This is a genomic window from Microtetraspora fusca (genome assembly GCF_001570365.1).
Classification (GTDB): domain Bacteria; phylum Actinomycetota; class Actinomycetes; order Streptosporangiales; family Streptosporangiaceae; genus Microtetraspora; species Microtetraspora fusca.
The window spans coordinates 217410-243882 of record NZ_BBYK01000045.1 but is presented as its reverse complement, the minus strand read 5'-3'; the positions used below and the strand labels follow the sequence as shown (position 1 = coordinate 243882).

The window sequence follows — 26473 nt, the reverse complement described above, 5'->3', positions numbered from 1 at the left end:
GGCAAACCGGGCGCCGGTCAGGCGCCGCCCTCCGGTGACGCGGAACCGGCACGGGAGCGGACGAACACCTCGACCCCGTCCAACACCCGCGCCAGGCCGAACTCGAAGGCGTGCTCGGGGTCGTAGGCCGCGTTGTGCGCCTCCCCCGCGGCCGCCCCCACCCGCGCCGCGATCGGATAGCGGCGGGGATCCATGACCTTGCTCAGGAACGGGGCGTGCGCCCACCACCACTGCTCATCCGTCATGCCGGTCAGCCGCTCGACCTGCTCCGCCTCCACCGCGCCCCGGACCGCGCCGTTGACGAACCCGGTCACCAGCGTCACCACCGCGTCCATCTCCGTGTCGCTCAGCCCGATGCCGTCCACCGCCCGCAGCGAGTAGTCGTAGACCGCCGTCACGTTCGGGCCGAGCGGCGGCCGGCTGGTCCCCACCTGCAACATCCACGGGTGGCGGTGGTAGAGCGCCTTGTGGTCCCGGGCGATCGCCTCCAGGCGCGCCCGCCAGCCGCCGCCCGGCTCCGCGGCCACGTCGGCCGCCTCCTCGCCGCCGGACATGGGCAGCTCGCCGTACACGGTGTCGAGCATGACGTCGATCAGCTCGGCCTTGCCCGGCACGTACGTGTAGAGCGACATCGTGCCGACGCCGAGCCGCTCGGCGACCTTGCGCATGGACAGCGCGGCCAGCCCCTCGGCGTCGGCCACCTCGATCGCCGCGCGCACGATGCGGTCCACGCTCAGGTCCGGCTTGCCCTTCCGGCTGGCCCGCTCCCCCGTCCGCCACAGAAGCGCCAGGCTGCGGGCCGGATCACCCCGGCCGGTGTACTCGGTCGTCATGGTCTGCGAAGTCTACTTCCCTCTCGTACCGTATGGTGTACGGTACGGCGTACTGAACCGACTCGGGGAGAAGCCACATGACCTTCGCCGTCGTCGCCGAGGGCCTGCGCAAGCGGTACGGCGACACCGAGGCCCTCGCCGGCCTCGACCTGGCCGTGACGCAGGGCACCGTTCACGGCCTGCTCGGCCCCAACGGCGCGGGCAAGAGCACGGCCGTGCGCATCCTCACCACGCTCCTGCGCGCCGACGCCGGCCGTGCCGAGGTCGCCGGCCTCGACGTCGCCACCCGGCCCGCCGAAGTACGCCACCGGATCGGCCTGGTCGGCCAGCACGCGGCAGTGGACGAAATCCTGACCGGCCGGCAGAACCTGGAGATGTTCGGCCGGCTCCACCACCTCGGCACCCGCCGCGCCCGCACCCGCACCCTCGAACTGCTGGAGCGGTTCTCCCTCACCGACGCGGCCGACCGGCCCGCCGGGCAGTACTCCGGCGGCATGCGCCGCCGCCTCGACCTCGCCGCCGGCATGATCCTGGTGCCGCCCGTGCTGTTCCTCGACGAGCCCACCACCGGGCTCGACCCGCGCGCCCGCACCGAGGTCTGGGACGCCGTCCGCGCCCTCGTCGCCGACGGCACCACCGTGCTGCTCACCACGCAGTACCTCGAAGAGGCCGACCAGCTCGCCTCCCGCGTCTCCGTGATCGACTCAGGCCACCGCATCGCGGACGGCACCCCCGACGAGCTCAAGGGCATGATCGGCGGCGACCGCCTCGACGTGACCGTACGCGACCCGCGCGACCTGCCCACCGCCGCGGCCGCCCTCGCCCGCGTCGCCACCGCCGACCCCGAGGTCGATCCGGACACCCGCCGCGTCAGCGCACCGGTACGCGAACGCGCCGCCGCCCTCACCGAGGTCGTCCGCGCCCTGGACGACGCCGACGTCACCGCCGAGGACATCGCCGTCCGCCGTCCCACCCTGGACGAGGTCTTCCTCCAGCTCACCGGCAGACGCGCCGACCCCGACACCACCCCGCGCGGCACGGAGGTGGCCGCCTGATGACCGTCATCCTTCCGCCCGTCCCCCGCACCCCGGCCGCCCGGCTGCGCTGGGCCGCCGCCGACGGCTGGACCATCGCCCGCCGCACCCTCACCCACTGGGGACGACGCCCCGGCGAGACCGCCGTCGCCCTCCTGTTCCCCGTCCTGATGGTGCTGATGTTCGGCTACCTCCTCGGCGGCGGCATCCTGATCCCCGGCGGTGGCGGCTACCGCGAGTTCCTCATGCCCGGCATGTTCGCGATGACCATGCTCTTCGGCATCGAGACCACCTTCGCCGCCGTCGCCACCGACGCCGCCAGGGGCGTCACCGACCGGTTCCGCTCCATGCCCATGGCACCCTCGGCCGTCGTCACCGGCCGCGCCGCCGCCGACATGCTGCACTCCGCCCTCGGCCTCGCCGTCATGACCGGATGCGGTCTCGCCGTCGGCTGGCGATGGCGCGGCGACACCGCCGACGCCGCGCTCGCCGTCGCCCTGCTCCTGCTGCTCCGGCTCGCGTTCCTCTGGGTCGGCATCTACCTGGGCCTCCTCGCGCGCGGGCCCGAGTCGCTCGCGGCCGTGCAGCTCCTCGTCTGGCCGGTCGGTTTCCTCTCCAACGCGTTCGTCCCGACCGGCACCATGCCGGGCTGGCTCGGCACGCTCGCCGAGTGGAATCCGATCTCGGCCGCGGCCGCCGCCGCCCGGCACCTGTTCGGCAACCCGGGAACGGGCGACTCCTGGGTCGCCGAGCACGCCGTCACCGTGGCCGTCGCCTGGCCCGCGCTGCTCATCGCGATCTTCTTCCCGCTGTCCGTACGCCGCTACCGGCGGCTCAGCCGCTGACACCCGGGCCGCGCCGGCAGGCGGTCATTCCAGCGTGGGCAGGGCGTGGTCAGGAGGCGCCGCTCCGCGACAGGGAGTCGAGCCACCGGGTGAGACGGGCTCCTTCGCGCGTCATGACGTCCGGGTCGCGCAGGGCGTTGGCCAGCAGCGACATGCCCTGGTAGCCCGCGACCAGAGTGAGCGCCAGGCCGTCGGGGTCGGGCAGGCCCAGCTCGCGGAACTGACGCTCCACCCAGCCCAGCAGGAGGCCGATGACCTTGCCCGCCTCCTCGTCGAGTCCTCCCTCGGCACGTTTGTCCAGCTCAGCAGCCAAAGTGCCGGTGGGGCAGCCGAAGCGGGCCGCGACGTCGCGCTGCTCGACCCAGGCGGCGACCAGGGCCTTGAGGCGGTGGAGGGGGTCGGGGTGCCGGTCGAGCTCCCCGGTGAGTTCGGCCAGGTGGGCGGTGTGCTCGCCCAGGGCCGCCTGGACCAGCTCGTCTTTGGTCTTGAAGTAGTAGTACACGTTGCCCACCGGCACACCGGCGACGGCGGCGATGTCGGCGATGGTGGTGCGCTCCACGCCCTGCCGATGGAGGACGTCGGCGGCCGCGGTCGTCAACCGCCGCCGCTTGTCGGCCGACCGGGACACCGTTGAGTCAGTCACCTCACTAATCATAGACAGCCGGACCGTGCTCTGATCGGGCTGCCGTACTCCGGCCGCCTCGAACCGGGCGGCCGGAACGGCGGGCGCGTCGTCCCGGTGCCGGACACCGGGGCGACGCGACGCGCGCTCACCAGCGGGGTCGATGATGGAAGCAGGGCCACAACGGCACGGTGACGTCCTCGCGGAGGGGAGGCACGGCCATGGCACACCCGGCGCGCCACGAAGGACCGCCACAGGAGGCACCCCGCCCCCCGGGCCCGCGACACGACGAGCCACACGGGACGCGACCGCACGACACCGGTCAGCCGGACCGGACCCCACCCGAGCCGGCGGACCCGTCGCCCCCCGGCGACGCGACAGGCACCGCGCCCTTCCGCCCTCCGCTGAGCCCCGACGAGCGCGACCTGCTGCTTCAACGACTCCTGCCCTCCCTCGACGCCGGCGTCTACGTACTCGACAGCCGGGCACGCCTCACCTACGTCAACCCCCGCGGCGAGCAACTGCTCCGCCGAAGCGCCGCCGACCTCGTCGGCCACGACGCCCACGACCAGCTCCACCGCACCGTCGACGGCACCATCGCCCAACGGTCCGAATGCCGCCTGCTCCAGGCGTTCCTCGCCGGCGGCACCACCTACGCCGACAGCGAGTGGTTCGCCCGCGGCGACGGCACCCTCCTGCCCGTGCGCTGCGTCAGCAGCGCCTACACCATCGACAACGAGCGCGCCGGGAACATCGTCATCTTCTCCCCGCGAAACCCCGACGAGGAGCAGGACCGCTCGCACCACACCGAACTCGTCGACCTCACCGACCGCCTCGCCCTCGTCGCCGAAACCACCGTCGCGCTCACCTCGACCCTCGACATGGACGAGGCCCTGCGCCGGCTCGTACGGCTCGTCGTCCCGCGACTCGCCGACTGGGCCATCGTCGACCTCCTCGAAGACAACGACGAAGTGCGCCGGGTGAGCGTCGTCCACCACGAGAACGACGCAATCGTGAACGTCTCGGACCTCGAAGGCCCCCTGCCCCCGGTGTCCGAACACTCCCGGATGCCCCTGTCCCAGGTACTGCTCGGAGCCCCGACCATGTTCGTCTCGGCCGAGATGTACAACACCGTCCCCGACTCCGGAATCGCCGCAGTGCAGCGCGACCTCTTCACCTCCACCGGTATGCACTCCGCCGTCATCGCCCCCCTGCGGGGCCGCCTGCACCAGGTCCTCGGCGCCCTGAGCGTCGGACGGGCCGCCGACCCCCGGGAGTTCGGCCCGAGCGAGCTGTCCCTCGTCGACGACATCGGCCGCCGCGCCGGGCTCGCCGTCGACAACGCCCGCCTGTACGAACGGGAACGCCGCTCAGTCGAAACCATGCAACGCCATCTGCTGCCGCCGATGCTCGAGATCGACGACCTGGAGATGACCGCCCGCTACCTCGCCGCCCCGCACGCCTCCGAAGTCGGCGGCGACTGGTACGACCTGTTCGTCCTCCCCGACGGCGTCACCGCCCTCGTCATCGGCGACGTCATCGGCCACGACCTCACCGCCGCCGCCCAGATGTCCCAGCTCCGCAACATCCTCCGCGCGTACGCCTGGGAATACTACGGAGGGCCGCCCAGCTTCGTAGTGGACCGGCTGGACTGGGCGCTCCCCCACATCACCACCGCCACCCTGGCCACGCTGGTGTTCGCCCGCGTGGAAGGCCCCGAAGGCGGCCCCTGGCGGCTGCACTGGACCAGCGCCGGCCACCCGCCGCCCCTGCTGGTCACCGACGACGGCAAGGTCTCCTTCCTGGACGGCGGCCAGGGCCTCATGCTCGGCATCGGCATGCCCGCCGGACGCCCCAACGCCGTCACCCCCCTCCCGCCCCGGGCCACCCTCGTCCTTTACACCGACGGCCTCATCGAGTCGCCGCACGAGCCCATCGACCGCGGGATGGCCGACCTCGCCCGCCACGCCGCCTCTCTCGCCCGCCGACCGCTCGGCGTCTTCTGCGACCAGCTCATCGCCCGCGCCCGCCCACAGGACAACGAGGACGACATCGCCCTGCTCGCGCTCCGCCTACCCGCCCGGCACGCACCGGCCGAACCCGAAACCGCAGCACGCGGCGCCGGGCCGTACCCGCGGTCGCCTTGATCGCCGACCCACGTACGGCGACAAAGCGGCACGGGTCCACCGGGGCTTGAGGCTTTTCCACGCATCGGCGCAGCACAGGTGGCGGAAAGTCTCCGGGGATCGTTCAGCGACAGCCCTGAGGCCATGAGTCCTGACAACCGCGAACAACCCGGCGGCGGCCTCAGGGTTCGCGGGCGCGGAGGTACGCGTCCAGGTCGGCGGCGCCCTTCAGCATGGCGCGGCCCCGGGCGGACAGGCGGGCCTGCCAGTCGCGCAGGGTCGACTCCAGCGGGGCGACGCCTCCGGCGGAGCGAACCTGAGCGATCAGCGGGGCGATCTGCTCCAGCAGGTAGCCGCCCCGCCTCAGCTGGTGGGCCAGCCGGACGTCCCGTACGTCGGCCGCGCTGTAGATCCGGTAGCCCGTCTGCGGATCACGGCGCGGCTGGACCAGCCCGGCGTTCTCCCATTTGCGCAGGGTGGCAGGGCGGATGCCCAGCCTCCTGGCCAGGGGGCCGATGAACATGTCTCCGCGCTCCTGCGGCACGGGCGCCAGATCGCGGAGCACGGCCTCGACGGCCTGGAGGGTGCGGCGGTCGTCGAGGAGCTGGCCGTGGCTCTCGTCGATGAGCCGCAGCGCGTCCTCGGTGGCACCCCGATCAACCGCCTGCATGATCGACGTCGCCGTCTGGTGACCGTGCCCGGGCACGAGGGCGAGGAACGCGCGCAGGGCTTGCGCGTGCAGCGGCGTATAGGTGCGATAGCCGTGGACGGTGCGTTCGGCGGCGGGCAGGATGCCGGCGTCCTCGTAGTTCCTGATCGCCTGTGTGGACAGGCCGTGCTCACGCGCCAGGTCCACTGGCCTCATGGATGAATCACCGATTGAAGGTCCGTCGCGATTAGAGGGGGGATTTCCGCTGAAAGTTTACACCGAAGGTTCAACGATAGCGTTGAGGCCATGGACATCAAGGACACGGCCCGTCCGCTCGACGGCGCGGGCGTCTCGGCATTCCTCCGGTCGCTGCCCGCCCGCCCCCTGCTGCTCGGCCTGGGCGAGGCCAGGCACTTCGTGGGGGAGCTGGGCGAGCTGCGCAACGAGATCTTCCGGCACCTCGTCGAAGAGGAGGGCTACCGGTCGTTCGCCATCGAGAGCGACTGCCTCATGGGCCTCGCGGTGGACGACTACGTCACGACGGGCACGGGCACGCTCGATGACGTCATGGAACGCGGCTTCAGCCACGGCTTCGGCGCGTCACCGGCCAACCGCGAGCTCGTGCGCTGGATGCGGACGTACAACGAGGAGCATGACGAAAAGCTCCGGTTCTTCGGGTTCGACGGCCCTCTGGAATATTGGGCGGCGAGCCCGCGCCAGGCGCTCACCGCCCTCTACGACCTCCTCGACGGCCCGCTCCCCCGCACTGTGGTAGCCAGGGAGACCCTCGACACGCTCCTGGGCCCGGACGACCGGTGGTCGAACGAGGCCACGGCCATGGATCCGTCCCAGTCGATCGGCCGGTCCGCCGACGCCGAGCGGCTGCGACTGATCGCCGACGACCTGGTGGCGCTGCTCGACACGCAGGCACCGCAGCTGAGCGCGGAGGACAGGGAGCGGGCGGAACTGTACGCGCGCACCGCCACCGGCCTGCTCCGCTACCACTACTGGATGGCCGACACGTCCCCGGCACGGTGGACCCAGCTGTCGGCCCTGCGGGACGCGATGATGGCCGCCAACCTGCGTGCCGTCGCCGCGCAGGGCCCGGCCCTGGTCTTCTCCAGCAACCTCCACCTGCAGCGGAACAAGAGCGTGATGTCGTTCGGCGACCAGCTGCTCGAGTGGTGGAGCGCGGGAGCGATCACCGCGACGTACCTGGGCGACCGGTACGCCTTCCTGGCCTCAGCCCTCGGCACGGTCGGCGACGACGCCCCGCACCCGGACACCGTCGAGGGCATCCTGTCCACGCTCCCGTGGGACCACTCTCTCGTCGACGCCCGCCGCCTGGCCGAGGCCATCACGAAGCCCGCCCCGCGCATCTCCCGAGATTTCGCCTATTTCCCGCTGGACTCGGCTCAGCTCGACATGATCGACGGCGTCGTCTTCCTCAAGCAGGCTGTCAGCCTGGGCAGGCTGGGTTGACAGGCGCGGTGCGTGTCAGTCCTGTGCAGACACGCACCGCGCATCAATCGCACCATCCCTGCCCGCCCGCTCACCAAAGGCGGCGCCCGCCATCCTTGCTGCGCGGGCCGCTCGGCCTCATCGGCCGCCTCTGCGCCTCGCCGCAGCAAGCGATCCCGGTGACCCCTGACCGGTGGCGGGGCCGGACCGCGCTCGACACAGGGCACCGGGGAAGGCGAGAACCCCAGATCCGCAACTTCCGGATCTCAAGCGCCCCGGCTGGCACAATGGCCGCGCTCCGACCACACCACCAGGGAGAACGATTGTCAGAGATCGCCCAGATCGTCACCCGGATCCGCACCGAGCTGGCGGACGAGCTGCGCGAGCGCCTCCGGGACCACCTGCGCGCCCAGCCCACCGAATGGCTGGTCGAACAGATCCTGGCGCTCGCCCACCTCGACGACACCGCCGACCTCTCCGCCCCCGCCCTACCGGCCGACACGAGCGCGACCGAACGGCCCGACGCGCCCGCCATCCCGCGCCAGGCCCGTCACGAGCGTCCCGTACGCGAGACCGAGGAGGAGCGCGCCGAGCGGGCCGCCCGCATCCGCCTCCTCCACCTCGACGAGGAGTCCCTCCCCCGATACCTCCAGCGCTACGCCGCGCTCAAACGCGACGTCCTGGAGGCCGCGGGCTACCTGCGCAACCCGCCACCCAAGGGAGCCGACCTGATCCCCGCGTCCTGCCGCTCCTCCCAGGGCGAGGCGCTGCTGTGCCAGGCCAAGGACGTGCTCCACGCCCTCCTGTTCGGCGGCGAAGCCGAAGGCGTACGGCTCAGGCGGGTCGAACGCGAACTCCTCACGCTCGCCCTGCCCCGTGCCAAGAGCCACGCCGCCGCGCCCCTGCTGGGCGCCGCCGAGATGTGCGCCGAGAGCGCATGGCGCGACCACAGCCGCACCGTCGCCGACGACCCCACCGTCGACCTCCTCTTCCAGGTCGAGTACGGCGAGGTCGCCGGCGGGCTGCTCGGCAACACCCTCGTGGCCACCCTGAGGCTGATCAACAACCTGGAGATCAACGAGCAGATCCTCCACGCGCGCACGGAGAGCATCGAACAGAGCACGCTGGAGGTCTGAGACCACCGCGCGCGTCCCGGCCCCCGATGGCCCGCGACCGGCGCCACCCCTCCCACGCGCCACTCCTGGAATCAGATCCGATCCCAGGGAAGGCTTTCGTACAGCTCGCGCAACCGCCGCACCGCCGGCGGGTCCGCCTTCAGCTCCACCTCGTCCACCCGGCCGACCGCGACCAACCCCCGCGAGTTGGTGAGGAAGACCGCGTCGTACTCCGGCAGGTCACCGGCCCGGAGCACACGGCGCTCCTGGCGCACCCCCTCGCGCTCCATCGCCCGCTCCAGCAGCGCCATCGTGATGCCGCGCAGCATCGGCGCATCCGGCCACACCACGGTCTCCCCGTCGAAGCACCCCACGTTGGTGATCGCCCCCTCCGAGATCACGCCGTCGGCCGTGGTGAGCAGCGCCTCGTCGTACCCCTCGGCTCCCACCCGCAGCCTGAGGTGGTGCTGCGGGAAGCCCCCGACATGCTTGATATGGGGGAGAAAGCGCTGGTAGACGACCGACCGGACGCTCCACGGCGGACCGGCCATCCCGGCCGGCGGCCGCGCCGTGGCGATCACCAGCGGGCTCTCCCCCTCCAGCAGGACGTACACCCGGACACTCGCGTCGCGGACGTCGGCCCCGAGGACCGCCTCGATCGAGCCGAGCAGTCGCTCCCGCCCCAGCTCGCCGCCGAACAGCTCCCTGTTGGCCTTCTCCAGCCGGTCCAGGTGCAGGTCGAGACCGCGCACCCTGCGATCCCGCACCTGCATGGCGGTGAAGTGCCCGTACCTCGCGTCGACGGCGCGACCGACGTCGACGCCCGCGACCCGCCCCTCGATCACCGTGCGATTGATGGCGATCATCCCCTTCCCCGCGAACATCCCGCTTCGGAAACCCGCCCATAACGCTAGCCCGGCGATCACCCGGTGGCGGGCGGAGCCGGATACGCGCCCGCACGGGTCGTCGCGCGTTCGCTCCAGAGAGGACCTCCAGCGGGTGGTGCGCTTCTTGGTCGCTACACACCACGCCAGGAGGTCCGCACTCCTTTCGAGATCCTCGACGGGCAGGTCACGAATCCCGTCCTTGCGTCCCCAACGTCCGTGGTCAGTACACCGAGGTGAGCGGCGCAAGGAACGGATCTATGCGGCATCACCAGGCTTGCCGTGGTGGTCGGCTCAGAGAGTCGCGGTCACGGGACGGCGGCCGCCAAGGTGGGCGGGAACGGAGGTGAGCGCCGCCACCACGAGCACGGTTGCCAGCACCAGGGCGATCAGCTGCCAGGGTGCGGGAAGCGTGGCCTTGTCGCTGTCGCCGCCGGTGATCGTGTTGATGGCGGAGAACAGCAGGAACCCTCCCGGGAAGACACCCATGACGGCGCCGAGGAGCGCGGGCAGCACCTGAGCGGTCGCCAGGGCGACGGTCACTTCCCGCGGGGTGGCGCCGAGGGCGCGTGCCAGCGCCGACGCATGCCGGTTGTCGAGCACCGTCGCCCAGGTGATGACGATGGCGTTGACCGCCGCCAGAGTGAGCAGGATGACCGTCCAGACCAGGAGCACGTGCCGCAGCACCGCCACCTGGGCTTCGGTGTACGCGCCGGTGCCTGGCTGGTCGGCGAGGAAGGCGTTGAGCACCAGCAGGACGTAGATGCCGCTGACCGTGACCGCGATGCTGACCACGCCCAGCGCCACCCGTCGCGGTCGGCGGGCGGCGACCCGCAGAGCGAGCAGCAGCGGGACGGGCAGTCGCGTCGAGAGAGTGATCAGCCAAACGGTGCGGCGAGGTGGGCGTGCCGCGTCGGCCAGCGCGCTGACGGTGCTGGAGCGGGCGCCGCGCACGGCCGGAACAGCGGTCGCCACCACGGCGACGCCGAGTGCCACGGCGGTCACCAGACCGCATGTGGACCAGGTCAACGACGCCGTCCCCGCGCTGCCGACGAGGCCGGCGCTGGACTCGGTGAGCAACGGAGCGGTCAGCGCTCCGATCGTCAGACCGGCCGCGGCCGCGACGGCGGCCACGAGGAGATACTCCGCGAGCAGCACGGCAGCGATCAGGCTCGGGGTGCCGCCGACTGCCTTGAGGAGTCCGACGCGTCGGTGCTGGTCGGCCATCCGGCCGCCGACCAGGACCGAGAGACTGGCCACGGCGAGCAGGCCGAGCAGCCAGGCGCCGATGAGCAGCAGGATCTGGGAGTCTTTGGCCAGGTCGGTGGCGTCGGCGAGGATGCTCTCCCAGGTCTGCATGGGCATGGCGTCGCCGTTCCGGTCGACGAATGCCTGCGTTTTGTCCGGGTCGGCCAGCTTCAGGTTCATCACATAGGACAGGGAGCTTCGGTCCGAGGCGAGGTTCAGCACGTCCGCCTGGGTGAGCCAGACCAGCCCGGGATTGTGCAGCAACCCCGCCGGCAGATTCCGGTCGTCGGGGATGGCGCCGTTGATGCAGCCGACGGAGACGATGCAGGACGCCCCGGGATAGGGCGGCATGGCGGCGGTGACCGCGACGCCGACGACATTGAACGACCTGCTGCCCAGGGTGATCGAGTCACCGACGCCCACATCGATCGAGTCGGCGAAGGCGGCCTCGAGCACCACGCCGCCGTCGCTGACCCACCTGCCCTGCGTCACCTCGGGCTGATCGACCGCCGCGACGGTGGCGTCGCGCCCCATGGCCTGGACATCCGACGTCCGGCCAGACGCCTCGAGCTTTCCGGCGATGACGGGGTACGGTCCGCTGTGCTCGGTGACGCCGGAGGCGGTGGCCAGTTTCCCCAGCTCCGCGAGGCCGGCGAGGTCGTCGGCCTGGCCGACGTTGGCGACCACGTCGGGTCCCTTGGTCGCCGCCCGGGTGCTCTGGTACGGGTCGCTGGCCGCGTCGCGCAGGACGAGCCCGAGCGTCAGCGTCGTGGTGGCGGCCAGAATGGCGATCAGCAGAAGCGCGGCCTCGGTACGGCGACGCCGGACGTCTCGCAGGGCGAGACGGATCACGAGGAGGATGCGGCCCATTGCGGTCAATCCTCCAGCCCGACGAATGCGCCGAGCTGCCCGGTGGTGCCGCCGGTCAGCCAGGTCTCGTCCACGAACGCGCCGTCGCGCATCGAGAACTTGCGGTCCGCGGTGGCCGCGATCCGCGCGTCGTGGGTGACGATGACCAGCGTCTGCCCGGACTCGTGCAGGTCCTTGAAGAGCTGGAGGACGTCCAAGGTGGCGGCGCTGTCCAGGTTTCCGGTCGGTTCGTCGGCGAGGACGACCAGCGGGTCGTTGCTCAGCGCGCGGGCGACCGCGACCCGCTGCCGCTGGCCGCCCGACAGGGCGGAGGGCAGGAACCGCGCCCGGCCGGCGAGCCCGAGCTGATCCAGCAGCTCCTCCGCGCGCCGCCGTGCGACCCGCGGCGAGCGTCCGGCGAGCAGCGCCGCCAGCTCGACGTTCTCGACGGCGGTGAGCTCCTCCATCAGGTGGAAGGACTGGAAGACGTAGCTGACCTCGGTCCGCCGCATCCGGGCCAGGGCCTTCTCGCTGATGTTGTCGATGCGCCGGCCGTTCAGCGACACCTCGCCAGCCGAGGGCCGGTCCAGCCCGCCGAGCAGGTGCAGCAGCGTGGACTTACCGCAACCGCTGGGCCCCATGATCGCCACCGTCTCCCCCGCGCTGACGTCGAGATCGACGCCGTCGACGGCGCGCACCAATCCTTCCCCTTCGCCATGCTCCTTCCGCAGCCCGCGGGCGCTCAGTACGGGCATGTCGGCGGCATTGCTCACGATCCATTCCTTCCGATAGGTCCAGTTCTGCTTACGGGTCTTGAGCCGGAGCAGGTCCGCCTCAAACGGGAGCACGATGCCCTCCGCCAACAGCGCTGCGGTCGAGCGGGTCCGGCTCGGCCATGGCGGGGCGCTGGGTGTCGGCGACGGTGAGAGGGGCGGCCGGCCCAGCCGCTGCAGCAGGCGCGTCAAAGAAGCGCCAGCGCTTTGGCCACACCCGGGTCGCGCCCGGTGGCCAGGTCGAGGGCGGTCATGGGGGCCGTAGTGGTCGACTGGCACGCCGATCGTGTCGATGATTTCGCGGGCGGGCCCGAGGTGACGGACCTTGGGCAGGAGCACGGCGCTGCCGTCGTCGAGGAGGTATGCCTGGCTCGGGCCGGAGACGGCTCCGGCGGTGCGGGTCCCGATGAGGGTGCCCAGGTCGTTGTCTTTGACCGCCGCGCTGAAGTCCTCGCAGGCCGAGGCGCATCCGCGGTCGGTGAGGACGATCAGGCGCGAGCCGAGCAGCGGGACGCTGTCGTCGGTCCGGTTGGGCACGCATTCGCCTTTGAGCGGGCAGAAGTAGCTGGTGACCTTGCCGTGGGCGAATGCGCCGAGCAGCCGGGTGACCTCGCGAGGTGACCCGCCGCCGTTGCCGCGCAGATCGAGGACCACCGCCTTCGGTTTGTCCCGCAGCTTGGCGATGACCTGGTCGGCGGCGCCTTCGTAGAATCCGGGCAGTTGGACGTAGGTGACGCCGTCGGCGAGCTTCTTTGAGGTCACCGCAGGACGCTGCGGTATGATAAGGCCCTCTTTGAGCTCGACGGTGCGGGTCCGTCCCGTCGTGGGGCGCTTGAGCGTGAGCTTTACCGGGTTGGTGGCGAAGGCTTCGACGATGCTCTGGTTCACGGTGTTCCCGATGAACGCCGGCACGCCGTTGGCCTTGACGATGATGTCGCCGGGTCTGATGTCGGCCTTGGCGGCGGGGCTGCCGGGCAGGACGCCAGTGATGAACAACGGCGGTCTGGCTGCCGGGTCGAGTCGCTGGCCCTGCCGGGCCGATATGCCCACGATGCCCGTTCCGGTTGGCCCGCCCTCTTGCGACGGGGCCGGCCTGACCGCGCGGGCGTGGTTGTCGTGCAGTCCGGCGACCATGCCGGTGATCGCGGCGCGCAGGGCGGCGGGGTCGTCGGCGCCGAGGACTTTCGCGAAGGCGGCCCAGTCGGTGTCGCGGTTCCCGGTCAGGGCGGGCAACCGAAGGCCGGCCCGGTCCGCGCCGCGCCGCATCAGGTTCTGGGTATAGGCGGCGAAGGCGCTCTTCAGCAGCTCCTTCGAATCCATGACAGGGCCGCTGTAATAGTTGTCCAGCACGCAGAAGTACGCCTGCCGGAGCGTGTTCACCGATGTCGGCGGTGCCGATTGCGGCGGTGACGGCGTGCTGGTGGTGCAGCCCCCGTCTGTGGTGGCCGATGGGGACGCTTCGAGCGCGGACGCGGGCGCGGATATGGAGCAGGCCGCCACCAGGACGGCCGCGCAGAGGGCTCTGATCATGGCGGCCAGCGTGGCCTGAAGCGGGTTACACGGTCGTGAACGGATCCGTTAACGCCATTGAAATGCCGGTTCGAGTATGAACGTCGGATGCGGATTTTGGTGGCCGAAGACGAACGCGACCTGGCCGATCTCGTGGCGGTGGGATTGCGCCGCCATGCCATGGCCGTCGACGTGGTGTACGACGGGGCCGCCGCGGTGGAGCGGCTGACGGTGCACGACTACGACGTTCTCGTGCTGGACCGGGACCTGCCCGAGATCCACGGCGACCTCGTGTGCAGTGAGCTGGTGGCGCGCGGGAGCCGTACGCGGATCCTGATGTTGACAGCGGCGGCTTCGGTGCCGGAACGAGTCGAAGGTCTCGGGATGGGGGCCGACGACTACCTGCCCAAACCTTTTGACTACACCGAGCTGGTCGCACGAGTGCAGGCGTTGGGGCGGCGCAGCCAGTCGCAGGTGCCACCGGTGCTGATGCGGCACGGGATCGTGCTCGACAGACACCGGCTGCAAGCCTCGCGGGACGGGCGGCACCTGCATCTGTCACTCAAGGAGTTCGCCGTCCTTGAGGTACTGATGAGGGCGGACGGCGCCGTCGTGAGTTCCGAACGGCTGCTTGAAGAGGCCTGGGACGAGAACGCCGATCCGTTCACCACAGTGGTGCGGGTCCTGATCAGCCGCCTGCGGGCCAAGCTGGGCGACCCACCGTGCATCCAGACCGTTCCGGGCGCGGGATACCTGCTGTGACGACGATCCGGGTACGGCTCACGCTGATCTACTCCGGGCTGTTCCTGCTCACCTCGGTTGTGTTGCTGGTCACGGTCAACCTCCTGCTGCGTCGGACACTGGACGCACGGATCGGCCGGCTGACTGGCGGAGGGGCGGCGCCGCCGCGGGGCGTGCCGAACGATCGGCTGCCACAGCTGCCCGAACTGGTGAACAACGTGATCGGCTACCAGTGGCAGGTGACCGCGCTGACGGTCGGGGCCCTGACACTGGTCTCGTTGGCCGTCGGGTGGTTGCTCGCCGGGCGGATCCTGCGGCCAATCCACCGGATCACCGCCACCGCGCAGCGGCTGTCCCTGTCGACCCTGCACGAACGGATCGCGCTCGCCGGGCCGAAGGACGAGCTGAAGGAACTGGCCGACACCTTCGACGCGATGCTCGACCGGCTCGAACGCTCCGTCGAAGGGCAGCGGCGGTTCATCGCGAACGCCTCCCACGAGTTGCGGACTCCGCTGGCCGTCCAGCGGGCGGCGATCGAGATCGGGCTTCCCGAGGACGTCGGCGAGATCCGCGGCACGCTCCTGCGCCACAACCGCCGCGCGGAGAACCTCATCGACGCCCTGCTGGTCCTGGCCCAGGCGGAACACGGCCTGGACAACAGGAGCCCGGTAGCCCTGGACCAGGTGGTACGGCGCGCCCTGGCGGAAAGAGACGCGGACGGCGTCAGTGTGACGGGGCGGGCAGAGCCGTTCGTCGTCGACGGGGACCCTGTCCTGCTGAACCGGCTCGTCACCAACCTTCTCGACAACGCGATCCGCTACAACCATTCCGGCGGAACCGTTGAGGTAACGCTCTCCCGTGGAGCGCTTACAGTCCGTAACACCGGCCCGCATGTGCCCCAGGAACGTTTCGGCGACCTCTTCAAGCCCTTCCGACGGCTCCACACGACCCCCGGACAGGGTGCCGGGCTCGGCTTGTCGATCGTCGCAGCGATCGCAAAGGCCCACGGGGCCGACGTGCGAGCGAACCCCAACCCGGGCGGCGGGCTGGAGCTCGTCGTAGTTTTCGCGGGATCCGAGGACGCATCCCCCGCAGGAGGAACAGCGGAGTGATACATGTGACACAGAATGTGCATTATCTGTCACACCGGCAACCGACGGGTCACCGAGGCGACCGCTCCATCCCACGCACCCGGCTGGAGACGCTCTTCACCGACCCTGCGCACGCCCTGCGGGAAAAGGTCCTCTGGAGGCTGCTGTATGACACGGCCGCGCGCGCCGAGGAAATCCTCACCCTCAACGTCGAAGACCTCGACCTGGAGTTCCGCCGCGCCCGCGTCGTCTCCAAGGGCGGCGCCATCGAGTACGTGCACTGGGCCACCCCCACGGCCCGGATCCTGCCCCGCCTGCTGGCCGGCAGGGGGATGGTCGCGCCTACCGCCGAACCCGCTGAGCTGCGACTACAGCAGCCCACGGCCCCTTTCTGGCGTATTCCGGCCGCCCCTCAGAAGGTCTCGCACGGCTTCTCCCTCGAACGGTCGAAGCCACACCACGAGCGCGGCGCTTCCCTTCGGAGCGGGTTTTCGAGAGGGGTGAGTGATTTTCGAACGCCCCAGCGCCTTTACGTTGTAGATTTATTATAGGATCGCCGTGATGAACGTCCCAGCCGTGCCGGAACCCGGCGCTCTCGCCCGGCCCCAGGCGGATCCCTACCACGCCTACCTGGACTCCCTCCCCAGTGCCGAGTCGAAGCGGACCATGCGCGGCTGCCTCGACCGGATCGCCCGCTTCATCACCGGCGACCCCGACGCCATCGGGGCGGGCCAGCCGTGGGAGCGCCTCCGGTACGAGCACACCATCCGCCTCCGTACGGCGATGCGCGAGCAGGGCTGGTCCCCCTCCCACGTCAACAAGCACCTGGTGGCGCTGCGGCGCGTACTCAAGGAGGCGTGGCGGCTCGGTCTGATGACCAGCGAGGACTACCAGCGCGCCGCCGACCTGCCCGCGTTCAAGCACGCCCGGGTGCCCGCGGGCCGGCACGTCCCTCCCGAGGTCCTGGGCGCCGCGCTCGCCGCCTGCGACGACGACCACTCCCCCACCGGGCTGCGCGACGGCGCCATCCTCGCCGTGCTGTACTCCACCGGCTGCCGCCGGGCGGAGCTCGCCGGGCTCACCCTGGCCGACTTCGACTCCGCCGCCCGGTCGCTCCGCGTACATGGAAAGGGCGACAAGGAGCGGTTCGTCTACCTCACCGCCCCCGCCGTCGCCCGCCTTGAGCTGTGGCTCTCGGTACGCGGCGGCGACGCGGGCCCGCTGTTCTGCGCGATCAACAAGGCGGGCCGGCTCCGCCGTACGCGGATGAGCGGGCAGGCGGTCTCCGACATCGTCGCCCGCCGCCTGTCCGACGCGGGCGCCGCCAAGCGGACCCCGCACGACTTCCGGCGCACCTTCATCGGCGAGCTGCTCGACGCCGGCGTTGACCTCGCCACCACCCAGGCGCTGGTCGGCCACGCCTCCCCCGCCACGACCGCCCGCTACGACAGACGGCCGGAACGCCGCCGCCGGGAGGCGGTGGACCGGCTGTCCATGCCCGCGGCCAAACCACTGCGCTGATTGCGGCCACCGCACGGGCGGCCCAACGCTAGGCGGGCGTGACCAGGCCGGTTTCGTAGGCGACGATGACCAGTTGGGCGCGATCGCGGGCGTCGAGCTTGGTCAGCAGCCGCCCCACGTAGGTCTTCACCGTGGCGAGACTGAGATGCAGGTGGTGGGCGATGTCGGGGTTGGACAGTCCGCGGGCGGTCAGCGTGAGGACTTCGCGTTCCCGGTCGGTGATGTGCTCCAGACGCGTCGGCGGGCCGTTCGGTCTGCAGGTAGTCGGCCAGCGCCTGGCGGGCGTCGCGGCCGAGGAACACCATGCGGCTGGTGCGGCCCTTGCCGCGTACGCCGGTCAGGCGGGCCTTCTTGGCCTGGCGCAGCCGATCGGGATTCGGCGGGTGGTGGGCGTGGGCGCGCCTGCCCTCATCCTCCCACGCTCGTTCGCAACCTGCCTGACCTGCGGCGGAGGCTTATCGTTGAATTCCGGCCGGATAGTCCCAAGACCCCGGCCTGGCAGCGGTCACGGTGCCGACCGGTCCTTCTCCACTGGGCGATCTCACGTCGCCGGCCGTAGCGGACGTACGCGGGACGAGGGCATTCACCGCCTCCCGCCCTCCACCTCGATATCCACCGCGCGGTCGGAACGGGCCGGTGGATATGCGGGAAGGGTGGCCAGACGGGTCCCGTGATGCGATCATCCGGCGGCCACCTGGGCCGGCCGGCGGATCGCCGCTACGGGCGCGCTTCGATCCGCTCCATATAGTCCCGAATGATGGAGACGTACTCGCGGCGAAGCGGTTCCTCCTCGAGATAGCCCATGTGGGCGGCGCCGGACTGCGTGACATGCTCGGAATCCGGGATGCGGCCGGCGATATCCGCGAGATGCGAGGGAACACATTCGTCGAACTCTCCGCCGAGGACCAGCGTAGGAACTCGAATCCGTTCAAGCCTGTCGAAGATGTCCCAATCCTTGAGGGCTCCCGTCACGTGGTAGTCCGCCTGACCGATCATCGTCCGGAACGTGATCAAGCTCATGAGATCCGGGTCGAGGCTCACCGAAGAGGTGCGCACGACGCACGCGCGCATGTACTCGCCCTGGGCGACCCAGTAATCCGGATCATCCGTCTCTCCTCGCAGCTCACGACCGTAGGTGCGGTCCAGGACATCGCCCGGTAGCTTCGCCAGTAGATCTCGTACCTCTTCTTCGAACCGGGGGACGCTGGCCAGTCCATTGGCACAGATCAGACTCGTCCATTCGGGCGCGCGCTCGGCGGCGTACTGCAGCCCGAGCATGGCTCCCCAGGAGTGGCCGTAGACGTGAGGTCGTTCCAGGCCGAGACCTTCGATGACCGCGCCGAGTTCGTCGAGGAAGCGATCCACCGTCAGCAGCGAGGCGTCGTCGATCCGATCCGAACGCCCCACCCCGAGCTGGTCGTACCAGATGACTTCGCGTTCCAGGGCGAGCGGTTCAAACGCCTCGAACAACAGGTCGCTCGGATAGCCCGGCCCGCCGTGAACAAGCAGAAGCGGCACGCCGCCGCTGCCCATTCTTCGGTACCAGACCTTGCCTCCGGGCACGTCGATCTCGCCTTCAACCATGTCGATCCGAAAACCGTCCATCAACCCACCTCATATTCAACGGCCGTCTCAAGACCGTTCTGTCGAGAATAGAAAGGACATCATTGCCGCCGAAAGGTTCCGCAGCGCTACGCGCGATCGCATTGAATTCGCTGAATTCGCTCGGCAGGTGAGCCCGGCGGCAGTCGGCGAGAAACCGCGGCCGCGCAGCGGTGGCGGTGGAGCACCCGGGCGGATTGCGATCCGGAATTTATGCGGTGTCGCCGGCGGTGTCGTCGTCGGCCGGTACGGCGTAGGCGTACTCCTCGATCCGGTCGACGAGGTCGTCCTTGAACCGGAAGTACATCGCCGCGTGGACCTCGCCGCGGGACCCGTCGGTCATGGCCAGGTGAAGCACGTGCTGCTGGAGAACTTCGTGCGAATTCTGGAACTGGCGGATGACGTCGTACCGCAGCGAAGCGACGCCGGTCACCAGTGGCTTGAGCCGTTCCAGCTTCTCGTCGATCGTCTGCTCGCCGTTACCGTCGTTGTGCCACACGGTGGCCGTGTCGGTGCACATCGCGCGCATGCCGGCGAAGTCATACGCTTCCAGACGCCGCAGGCACTGAATCGCCTTCTCTCCGATGTTCTTCCCCATGTCGAGTTCTCCCTTTGCGGTTTCCGGTCGAACGCGGAGCCGCCGAAATCGCGTCACGCCCTGCCGGTGGCAGGTGTACACGCGCGCGAAAGCGAACGCTCGTTTACGGGCGGCGACGCGCCTCCGCGAGCACATATTCGGGGCGGCGACTCCCAACATAGAGAGGAAAACGACCGAAAGTAAGGCTTGACTTACTTTGTCGCCTCAGGCAGCTGAATCCGATCGCGGGAAAGCGGATGCCGTGCGTGCCATGCGGCGGGCGGCGTCAGAGCGGCTCGCCCAGTGGCGAAGCTGCTCCGGATCGTCGGTGGCGTGCCCCAGAGGGAAGCGGCACCGGATAGCCAGCCGTCGGCGTGGCCGGCGGTCATCGCCGTGCCGCCGCCGCAGGAGGCACCGGACCGGTGAACCTGCCTCCTGGGACGACCTCGCCCCCGTGGCCGAGGCCGGATGGCCGACCAATGGGAACCCCTGGGACGATCACCGCCCCCGGTCGGCCGGTGGAGGACCCATTCTGCAGGCCGGCACCCCCAACTTGAGGTCGGCTTCAGAGCCACCTCGGCTCAGGCCTCGAAAAGCTCGGACCGGGGTCACCGATCTTCTTGATCGAGGTTGCCGTGAGCCTCGGCCGAAAGATCCTGCCCATCGGCCCAGGTCTTGAGCCGGTCGGCGTAGGCCTGCTGGATCATCGGGTAGAAGCCCTGGCCGAACAGCACCCGCAGGGGCGGGTTGCCGGAGTCGACGATCTTGAGGAGGGTCTGCGCCGCAGCGGCCGGGTCGCCGGCGGGCTGCTTGCCCGCGACCTCGGCGAGGCGCTGACGGAGACCGTCGTAGGCAGGGTTGAGCTCGGCCATGTGACCGTTGGCGAGGGGATCGGGGTTCTTGCCGGACCGGGTGGCGAACCCGCCGGGCTCGATCACGGTCACCTTGATGCCGAAGTCGGCGACCTCGTGGGCGAGGGCCTCGTTCAGGCCCTCCAGTGCCCACTTGGAGGCGTGGTACGCGCCACCGAGCGGCATCGCGATAAGGCCGGCGGCCGAAGACAACTGAATGATGTGCCCTGACCCCTGCTCTCGCAGGTAGGGCAGCGCGGCCTGAACGACCCACACCGCACCGAACAGGTTGGTCTCCATCTGGTCGCGCAGCTCCCGCTCGGTCAGCTCCTCGATCGCACCGACCTGCGCGTAGCCGGCGTTGTTGACGATGACGTCGAGACGGCCGAAGTGCTCCTTGGCCCGCTTCACGCCCTCGAAGACGGCGGCCTTGTCGGTCACGTCCATCTCGAGCGGGAGCACCGGGTCGCCATAGGCGGCGGCCAGCCCATCAAGGCTTTCGGTGTTCCGGGCGGTCGCGGCCACCTTGTCGCCGCGGGACAGGGCGGCCTCGACGAAGCTGCGGCCCAAACCGCGCGACGAACCGGTGACGAACCAGACCTTGCTCATGATGTCTTTCCGTTCTTTCGTTGGTGGCTGTCGAAGGTGCGACGCCCGACGACCCGATCCCTGCGACAGAGGCGGCTACGTGACCTGTGCCACAGAGACCTCACAGGGATGCAGTCACTGCACTGCTGTGCAGTGACTGCATGAAGATATACTCATGCCGTGAGCGGCCGTCAAGACAGCCGCCGACCAACCCGACCGACCCGAGGAATGACAGGCGGCACGATGACCAGTGACGATCCAGCCCGCCGCAGCGGACGCCAAGCGCAGCGCCGCCGCACCCGCAAAGCGATCGTCGACGCGGCGGTCCGGCTGAGCGCCGGTGGAGCGACGCCGTCCATCGACGAGATCGCCGCCGCCGCCGACGTGTCCCGCCGCACGATCTACATGTACTTCCCGACGCTGGACCACCTGCTGATCGACGCGACCGCCGGCGCGCTCAACGAGCCCCCGGTCGAGGAGGCACTGGCCGAGCCCGCGCTCGCCGACGACCCCGCAGCCCGGGTGGACGCCCTCATCCGGACCCTGCTGGCGCACTCACCGCAATCGCTTCCCCTGGGCCGCCGACTGATCCGTCTGACCGTCGATCCACCGGCGAGCGACACTCAAGAGCCGACCACCCCGCCCCGGAGCCCCCGCCGGGTGGAATGGCTGGAGCAGGCCTGCGAACCGCTCCGCGGCACCCTGAGCGAGGAGTCGTTCCAGCGCCTGGTCTCAGCCCTGACCGTCGTGGTCGGCTGGGAGGCGCAGATCGCCCTACGCGACGTCCGCGGCCTTGACCCCCAAGCCGAACAGGACGTCATCACCTGGGCCGCACGTGTCCTGGTAGAGGCAGCGATCAAGGAACGGTGACCTCGGCCCCGGAGTGCGGAGATCGCCCGGACCCCGAGCAGGCCGAGGGTCTCGCCGGCCCGTAGGCGGCGGCTGTGGTGGCGGCCACGCCGTCGACGAAAGGAGGTGCCGTGCTGCTCGCGGAACGCTTCGGTGTAGACGCCGGTGTGACGTCAACGTGGCCGTCCCTCGGTCGTGGTGGGCGGAAGTTCGTGGTCATCATCGCTGCCCGCGGCCGGTGGCGTGGTGGTGCTGAGCGAGAGCCGGTTGTTCATGTTCAACCGCACCTCGCCGTAGGGGGCGAAGTAGCTCCAAAACAGCGGCGTCAGGCCGCGCTGGCCATCTGCATGACGTTGGTCTGCCGGAAACGGCGCAAGATCGCCGCGGTCTGCGTGGGTCGGGTGCGGATCGCGGTCGCGTATTTGATCATCTGGACGTACTGGTCGGCGATCAGGTTCCAGCGGATGGGCCGGCTCATCATCGCGGCCCCGAGATTGGGGTAGGCGTCGGCGTGGCCGGGCCGATACAGCCGGACCCGATTGATTTGCTTGATCCGGGGCGGCAGGTCGAAGCCGAGCAGCCTTGTGCGGCCGAACCCGATGATCGACTGGCCGTGGGTGTCGGTGTAGCTGGCCTCGACATCCATCGCGGTGCCGTGGCGCACCGCCCCGTCGATCATCGCGGCAAGCTCCGCGGCATCCTCGCGGTGGCCGTGCTCGCCGGCGGCGACCGCGCGGATGCCGGTGTTGGTGCCGTAGGCGTACAGCACCAGCGACAACCGCTCCAGCATCTGGCCGGTGATCTCGCGACCGAACATCGAGGCGATCGTGGCCTGGCAGTTCGAGCGCAGCACGGCCTCCTTCAGCACGTCGATCAGCGGCACGGTGCCCCACCGGCCGATGATGACCTTCTTCAGCCGGCCAAGGTTGCGCGGCTCAGGCAGAGCCTCCAAAGGGCTCAGCTTGATCGCGCCCTGGTTGCCGGGCCGGGATCGGAGCTCCAGCCATTCCAGCGGCATCGCCTCTCCCACCACACGAGCCCTCAACCGACCACGACGGCCAGGCCTGGAGAGTGTCTAGGCCTCGGCAGGCGTGTGCGCGCGCTGCCATGCGCCGTACCCGCCGAGCAGGTCGGACACCCTCGCACGCCCGTGGTGCGTGAGCAGGCTGGCCGCGACGGCCGAGCGGGCGCCGCCCGCGCAGTAGACCACGACCGGGCGGTCGGCGGGGACCTCCGTCAGCCGCGCGGCGAGCTCGGCCAGCGGGATGTTGATCGAGGACTCGATGGCGCCCTCGGCGACCTCCCCGGCGTTGCGCACGTCGAGGAGCACGGGCGGCTCGCCCCCTCCCAGAGCCTCACGCAGCTCGGCGACGGTAACCCTGGAGGAGTGGGCGACCTCGCCGGGCACGGCGAGGAAGACGGCCTCCGGATCGCGCAGATAGCCGGTGACCGTGTCGAAGCCGATCCTGGCCAGCCGGGTGACGACCTCGTCCTCCCGCCCCTGCGGCGCGACCACGATGATCTCGCTGCCGGGCCTGACGACCATACCGACCCGCTCGGCGAAGCGCCCGTCGGCGGCGACGTTGAGAGAGCCCCGCAGGTGCGCGAGCGCGAACTCCTGGGCGTCCCTGGCGTCGACGACGACCGCACCGGCGGCCCGCGCGGCCAGGAACTCCTCCGTCGCCAGCGGACGGGCGTGCGCGTCGGCGTCGAGCAGCACCCGGTTCTTGCGGTTGAGCTCGGCGTCGAAGGCGAAGTAGCCGGGCGCGGACGGCTGCCCCTCGGTGACGATCGCCAGGAACTCCTCCTCGCTCATCGGCGCGCAGGCGTAGTTGCCCAGGCGCTGCTGCCCGATCGTCGACCACCGGTCGGTGGACAGGTTCTTGCCGCAGGCCGAGCCGGCGCCGTGGGCGGGGAAGACCCGCACCTCGTCGTCGAGCGCCATCAGCTTGCGCTGGACGCTGTCGTAGAGCATCCGGCCCAATTCGTCGGCGGTGACGCCGAACGAGGCGAGCAGGTCGGGGCGGCCCACGTCGCCGATGAACAGCGTGTCGCCGGTGAGCACCCCGTACGGCACGGCGTCACCGGCGTGCTCGTACACCAGGACGCTGATCGATTCGGGGGTGTGTCCGGGCGTTTCGAGGATCTCCAGCACGACCTCGCCCAGCTCGATGCGCTCACCTTCCGAAAGCTTGCGGACGGGGTACTCGGCCTCGGCGCGCCGGCCGTAGCCGATCCAGGCACCGGTGCGGGCGGCCAGCTCCAGGTGGCCGGCGACGAAGTCGGCGTGGAAGTGCGTGTTGATCACGCCTTCGATCCGCAGCCCATGAGCCTGGGCGTCGGTGATGTACTCGGAGACGTCGCGCCTGGGGTCCACGACCACGGCGCGACCGCTGGTCTCGTCTCCGATCAGGTACGACGCCTGGGACAGGCAGTCCAGGTAGTACTGCGTGAAGATCATTTCATCTCCTTCTGTTGTGTCGCGCGCTCCCAGCCGGGGCGGGGAGCTCACGGAACCTTGTCGACCTCGCCGAACACGAGGTCCGGGTCGCGGGCCGCCGCCGCCTCGAACACCGGCGCGAAGCGACGGCACGGCCCACACCAGGCGGCTTTCGGATCGCCGCGTTGATCAGCGGCGGTCGGTCTGCGGCAGCTGCGGCGTCGCGCGGCCTGTGGGCCGTCCCCGGCGTACAAAGAGCAGGTACGCGGCGACGGCCACGGCCACCAGCGCGACGGCGACCAGTACGGCCGGGCCCCACACCGAGTGGAGCAACTCCGGCGGCACCTGCCGGCTCAGCACGAACCCGCCCATCACGAGCACGAACCAGCCGAACGCCTTGCGGAGGCGGTCCGCCTGGATCCGCCCGGCGAGCTGCCCGCCGACGAGGCCTCCGACGACCGCGGCGGCGGTGACGGAAAGCGTGGTCGGCCAGTCGATGGGGACGCTTTGCAGGTAACCGGCGAAGCCGGCGAACGACTTCATCACGATGACGATCAGCGAGGTGCCGACGGCGACGCTCATGGGCAGGCCGCCGAGCAGCACCAGTGTGGGGACCACCAGGAACCCGCCGCCCGCGCCGACCAGCCCCGTGACGACACCGACGACCACACCCTCGACGACCACCTGCGCGATCGGCAGATCCGTACGGGCGCGGCCGGGGGACGGCGTCTTGCGGCCACGGATCATCGCGATCGCGGTGGCGGCCATCATCAGCGCGAACGCGGCCATCAGCAGCGCCTCGGGCAGATGCGGCCCGAGCAGGCCGCCGCCGTAGGCGCCGGCCATACCCGCGGCGCCGAAGATCAGCCCGGTCTTCCAGCGGATCCGTCCGGCCCGGGCATGCCCGATGGCGCTGACCGCGCTGGTCACACCCACCACGAACAGGGACATGGCGATCGCCGCTTTGGTCGGGACGCCCGCGACGTAGGCGAGCAACGGCACGGTGAGGATCGACCCACCACCGCCGAACAACCCGAGCGTCAGGCCGACCACCACGGCGGCGGCAAGGGTCACGATGAGCATTGCATTGCCTTCCTAATACCCCCGGGGGTATGCAAGCGACAGGCTGCCCCGCCGTACGAAACGAGGGAGAAGGGGTCAGCTCCGGGAGCGGGCAGGCGTGACGATGCAGGCCATCGCTTCGGCGGCGTCGGCCCTGCCGCGGTTGTAAGGCAGTCGAGCGAGCAGCATGCCCATCGCACAGGTGTCGCTCACGGCGGCGAAGACCAGGCCCGCACCGACGAAGGCGCCCACGTACCGCGCTCCGGGCAGCCACAGGTCGGCCACGATGGACGTCAGCACGATGCCGCCCGCGACGAGCCGCACCTGACGCTCAAGGCTCCACTTCTGCCTGCCGCGGACGACGGGTGCGCCGGAGGCGATCCAGGAGTTCATCCCACCCGACAGCACGGCCGTGCCGGGCAGCCCTGCCTCACAGAGCTTCTTCTGCGCCTGGGTGGCACGGTTGCCCGACTGGCAGATCAGCAGCATCGTCCCGCCCGCATCGGCGACGATCCGGCGCAGGTGGGCGTCGACCTGGTCGAGCGGCAGGTTGACGGCGCCGTCGATGTGCGCGGTCTCGAACTCCGCAGGAGTCCGCACGTCGACGACGAGCACGTCGGGATCGGACTCGATCAGCGCACGCGCTGTGGTCACGTCAACGGTGGAGGATGCGGCATTCGTGGTCATCGGTGACCTCGCTTTCTCATACCCCGGGGGGTATCTACAGTGCATAAGGCGGCCTGGACGCGGCCGCGTTGAACAGCGAAGCCCGCCCAGGAGGTACGCGTGTGTATGAAGCTGTTTACGCCAGCGCCAAGAACAGCTTCTCGAGTTCGTCCATGCTCATCGGGGCCTGCTCGCCGCGCTCCTGGGCGGCATGACAGTGCCGCAGGCCGGTCGCGACCAGCTTGAAACCGGCCCGGTCGAGCGCCTTGGAGACCGCGGCGAGCTGGGTCAACACCTTCGCGCAGTCCTCCCCCGCCTCGATCATCGCGATCACTCCGGCCAGCTGACCGTGTGCGCGCCGCAGCCGCGTCACCGCATCGCCGACCATGGCCTGGTTCAACTCCATGCCTGCAATGTACCCCGGGGGGTATGCGGAGGACAAACCGCCCCCGGCTCTCGTGAGATCTGTTGGCAGGCCCGAGTCAGGGCCGGCCACCCGGTCCACGCTGGAGCCATCCTCAAAGAATCGCCCATCAA

Annotated in this window: 25 protein-coding genes and 1 pseudogene; 10 read left to right on the top strand and 16 right to left on the bottom strand. The window is 70.3% G+C overall.

Annotation, left to right across the window (positions count from 1 at the left end; genetic code table 11):
- Nucleotides 1–17 precede the first annotated feature (17 nt).
- Complete coding sequence (locus AWQ68_RS15090; protein WP_066940787.1) at nucleotides 18–833, bottom strand: TetR/AcrR family transcriptional regulator; 816 nt, start codon at nucleotides 831–833, stop codon at nucleotides 18–20.
- 77 nt (nucleotides 834–910) lie between these two features.
- Between AWQ68_RS15090 and AWQ68_RS15085 the strand changes: the two genes are divergently transcribed.
- Both AWQ68_RS15085 and AWQ68_RS15080 read left to right on the top strand, forming a co-directional pair.
- Nucleotides 911–1888 carry an ATP-binding cassette domain-containing protein gene (locus tag AWQ68_RS15085; RefSeq protein ID WP_066940786.1) on the top strand — a complete coding sequence of 326 codons (978 nt, stop codon included), beginning with the start codon at nucleotides 911–913 and terminating at the stop codon, nucleotides 1886–1888.
- Nucleotides 1888–2712 carry an ABC transporter permease gene (locus tag AWQ68_RS15080; protein ID WP_066940785.1) on the top strand — a complete coding sequence of 275 codons (825 nt, stop codon included), beginning with the start codon at nucleotides 1888–1890 and terminating at the stop codon, nucleotides 2710–2712. The genes AWQ68_RS15085 and AWQ68_RS15080 overlap by 1 nt, the downstream gene beginning before the upstream one ends.
- A 49-nt stretch (nucleotides 2713–2761) precedes the next feature.
- Here the strand turns inward: AWQ68_RS15080 and AWQ68_RS15075 are convergent, their stop codons facing one another.
- Nucleotides 2762–3355 carry a TetR/AcrR family transcriptional regulator gene (locus tag AWQ68_RS15075; RefSeq protein ID WP_084464005.1) on the bottom strand — a complete coding sequence of 198 codons (594 nt, stop codon included), beginning with the start codon at nucleotides 3353–3355 and terminating at the stop codon, nucleotides 2762–2764.
- A gap of 200 nt (nucleotides 3356–3555) precedes the next feature.
- Between AWQ68_RS15075 and AWQ68_RS15070 the strand changes: the two genes are divergently transcribed.
- A complete protein-coding gene (locus AWQ68_RS15070) occupies nucleotides 3556–5481 on the top strand; it encodes a SpoIIE family protein phosphatase (protein WP_066940782.1) in 1926 nt (641 codons plus the stop codon).
- Nucleotides 5482–5641: 160 nt separating this feature from the next.
- Here AWQ68_RS15070 and AWQ68_RS15065 read toward each other — a convergent pair whose 3' ends face one another.
- On the bottom strand, nucleotides 5642–6325 hold the full coding sequence (locus AWQ68_RS15065; RefSeq protein WP_066940780.1) for a TioE family transcriptional regulator: 684 nt from the start codon (nucleotides 6323–6325) through the stop codon (nucleotides 5642–5644).
- Between the two features lie 90 nt (nucleotides 6326–6415).
- Here AWQ68_RS15065 and AWQ68_RS15060 point away from each other — a divergent pair, with 90 nt between their 5' ends.
- Together AWQ68_RS15060 and AWQ68_RS15055 are read left to right on the top strand one after the other, a co-directional pair.
- Nucleotides 6416–7591 (top strand): erythromycin esterase family protein, encoded by a 1176-nt coding sequence (locus tag AWQ68_RS15060; RefSeq protein WP_066940778.1) that lies wholly within the window; start codon nucleotides 6416–6418, stop codon nucleotides 7589–7591.
- 302 nt (nucleotides 7592–7893) lie between these two features.
- Complete coding sequence (locus AWQ68_RS15055; protein ID WP_066940776.1) at nucleotides 7894–8706, top strand: hypothetical protein; 813 nt, start codon at nucleotides 7894–7896, stop codon at nucleotides 8704–8706.
- 71 nt (nucleotides 8707–8777) lie between these two features.
- Here the strand turns inward: AWQ68_RS15055 and AWQ68_RS15050 are convergent, their stop codons facing one another.
- From AWQ68_RS15050 to AWQ68_RS45965, 3 genes are all read right to left on the bottom strand, one after another.
- Complete coding sequence (locus tag AWQ68_RS15050; RefSeq protein WP_066940917.1) at nucleotides 8778–9551, bottom strand: aminotransferase class IV; 774 nt, start codon at nucleotides 9549–9551, stop codon at nucleotides 8778–8780.
- A 312-nt stretch (nucleotides 9552–9863) separates the two neighbouring features.
- On the bottom strand, nucleotides 9864–11687 hold the full coding sequence (locus tag AWQ68_RS15045; protein ID WP_066940774.1) for an FtsX-like permease family protein: 1824 nt from the start codon (nucleotides 11685–11687) through the stop codon (nucleotides 9864–9866).
- A 5-nt stretch (nucleotides 11688–11692) separates the two neighbouring features.
- Nucleotides 11693–13969 (bottom strand): ATP-binding cassette domain-containing protein, encoded by a 2277-nt coding sequence (locus AWQ68_RS45965; protein ID WP_084464004.1) that lies wholly within the window; start codon nucleotides 13967–13969, stop codon nucleotides 11693–11695.
- 87 nt (nucleotides 13970–14056) lie between these two features.
- Between AWQ68_RS45965 and AWQ68_RS15035 the strand changes: the two genes are divergently transcribed.
- From AWQ68_RS15035 to AWQ68_RS15020, 4 genes are read left to right on the top strand one after another with little or no spacing between them, the layout of a single operon-like run.
- A complete protein-coding gene (locus AWQ68_RS15035; RefSeq protein ID WP_066940772.1) occupies nucleotides 14057–14710 on the top strand; it encodes a response regulator transcription factor in 654 nt (217 codons plus the stop codon).
- On the top strand, nucleotides 14707–15801 hold the full coding sequence (locus AWQ68_RS45715; protein WP_066940770.1) for a HAMP domain-containing sensor histidine kinase: 1095 nt from the start codon (nucleotides 14707–14709) through the stop codon (nucleotides 15799–15801). The genes AWQ68_RS15035 and AWQ68_RS45715 overlap by 4 nt, the downstream gene beginning before the upstream one ends.
- Before the next feature lie 5 nt (nucleotides 15802–15806).
- Nucleotides 15807–16331 (top strand): tyrosine-type recombinase/integrase, encoded by a 525-nt coding sequence (locus tag AWQ68_RS44910; protein WP_245655927.1) that lies wholly within the window; start codon nucleotides 15807–15809, stop codon nucleotides 16329–16331.
- Between the two features lie 10 nt (nucleotides 16332–16341).
- A complete protein-coding gene (locus tag AWQ68_RS15020; protein ID WP_066940766.1) occupies nucleotides 16342–17301 on the top strand; it encodes a tyrosine-type recombinase/integrase in 960 nt (319 codons plus the stop codon).
- Between the two features lie 28 nt (nucleotides 17302–17329).
- Here the strand turns inward: AWQ68_RS15020 and AWQ68_RS15015 are convergent.
- The 4 genes and pseudogenes from AWQ68_RS15015 to AWQ68_RS15000 all read right to left on the bottom strand — a co-directional run.
- Nucleotides 17330–17554 (bottom strand): annotated as a pseudogene (locus tag AWQ68_RS15015) (response regulator transcription factor); the annotation flags it as partial.
- A gap of 464 nt (nucleotides 17555–18018) precedes the next feature.
- Nucleotides 18019–18906, bottom strand: a complete 888-nt coding sequence (locus tag AWQ68_RS15010; RefSeq protein WP_157545319.1) for a proline iminopeptidase-family hydrolase — start codon at nucleotides 18904–18906, stop codon at nucleotides 18019–18021.
- Between the two features lie 208 nt (nucleotides 18907–19114).
- Complete coding sequence (locus AWQ68_RS15005) at nucleotides 19115–19501, bottom strand: nuclear transport factor 2-like protein (protein WP_066940763.1); 387 nt, start codon at nucleotides 19499–19501, stop codon at nucleotides 19115–19117.
- Nucleotides 19502–20088: 587 nt separating this feature from the next.
- The gene (locus AWQ68_RS15000; protein WP_066940761.1) at nucleotides 20089–20940 is read right to left on the bottom strand and encodes an SDR family NAD(P)-dependent oxidoreductase; all 852 of its coding nucleotides are present in this window, start codon (nucleotides 20938–20940) and stop codon (nucleotides 20089–20091) included.
- A 222-nt stretch (nucleotides 20941–21162) separates the two neighbouring features.
- Here AWQ68_RS15000 and AWQ68_RS14995 point away from each other — a divergent pair, with 222 nt between their 5' ends.
- Complete coding sequence (locus tag AWQ68_RS14995) at nucleotides 21163–21789, top strand: TetR/AcrR family transcriptional regulator (RefSeq protein WP_066940759.1); 627 nt, start codon at nucleotides 21163–21165, stop codon at nucleotides 21787–21789.
- A gap of 304 nt (nucleotides 21790–22093) precedes the next feature.
- On the opposite strand, the gene AWQ68_RS14990 is transcribed toward AWQ68_RS14995, so the two are convergent.
- From AWQ68_RS14990 to AWQ68_RS14970, 6 genes are all read right to left on the bottom strand, one after another.
- Complete coding sequence (locus AWQ68_RS14990) at nucleotides 22094–22786, bottom strand: Tn3 family transposase (protein WP_157545317.1); 693 nt, start codon at nucleotides 22784–22786, stop codon at nucleotides 22094–22096.
- Nucleotides 22787–22843: 57 nt separating this feature from the next.
- Nucleotides 22844–24229 carry an MBL fold metallo-hydrolase gene (locus AWQ68_RS14985; RefSeq protein WP_066940755.1) on the bottom strand — a complete coding sequence of 462 codons (1386 nt, stop codon included), beginning with the start codon at nucleotides 24227–24229 and terminating at the stop codon, nucleotides 22844–22846.
- A 47-nt stretch (nucleotides 24230–24276) separates the two neighbouring features.
- Complete coding sequence (locus tag AWQ68_RS45960; protein WP_157545315.1) at nucleotides 24277–24462, bottom strand: thioredoxin family protein; 186 nt, start codon at nucleotides 24460–24462, stop codon at nucleotides 24277–24279.
- Nucleotides 24398–25291 carry a sulfite exporter TauE/SafE family protein gene (locus AWQ68_RS14980; protein ID WP_066940753.1) on the bottom strand — a complete coding sequence of 298 codons (894 nt, stop codon included), beginning with the start codon at nucleotides 25289–25291 and terminating at the stop codon, nucleotides 24398–24400. Before AWQ68_RS14980 ends, AWQ68_RS45960 begins: the two co-directional genes overlap by 65 nt.
- 75 nt (nucleotides 25292–25366) lie before the next feature.
- A complete protein-coding gene (locus tag AWQ68_RS14975; protein ID WP_066940751.1) occupies nucleotides 25367–25957 on the bottom strand; it encodes a rhodanese-like domain-containing protein in 591 nt (196 codons plus the stop codon).
- Nucleotides 25958–26072: 115 nt separating this feature from the next.
- On the bottom strand, nucleotides 26073–26342 hold the full coding sequence (locus AWQ68_RS14970; RefSeq protein WP_066940749.1) for a metal-sensitive transcriptional regulator: 270 nt from the start codon (nucleotides 26340–26342) through the stop codon (nucleotides 26073–26075).
- Nucleotides 26343–26473 lie beyond the last annotated feature (131 nt).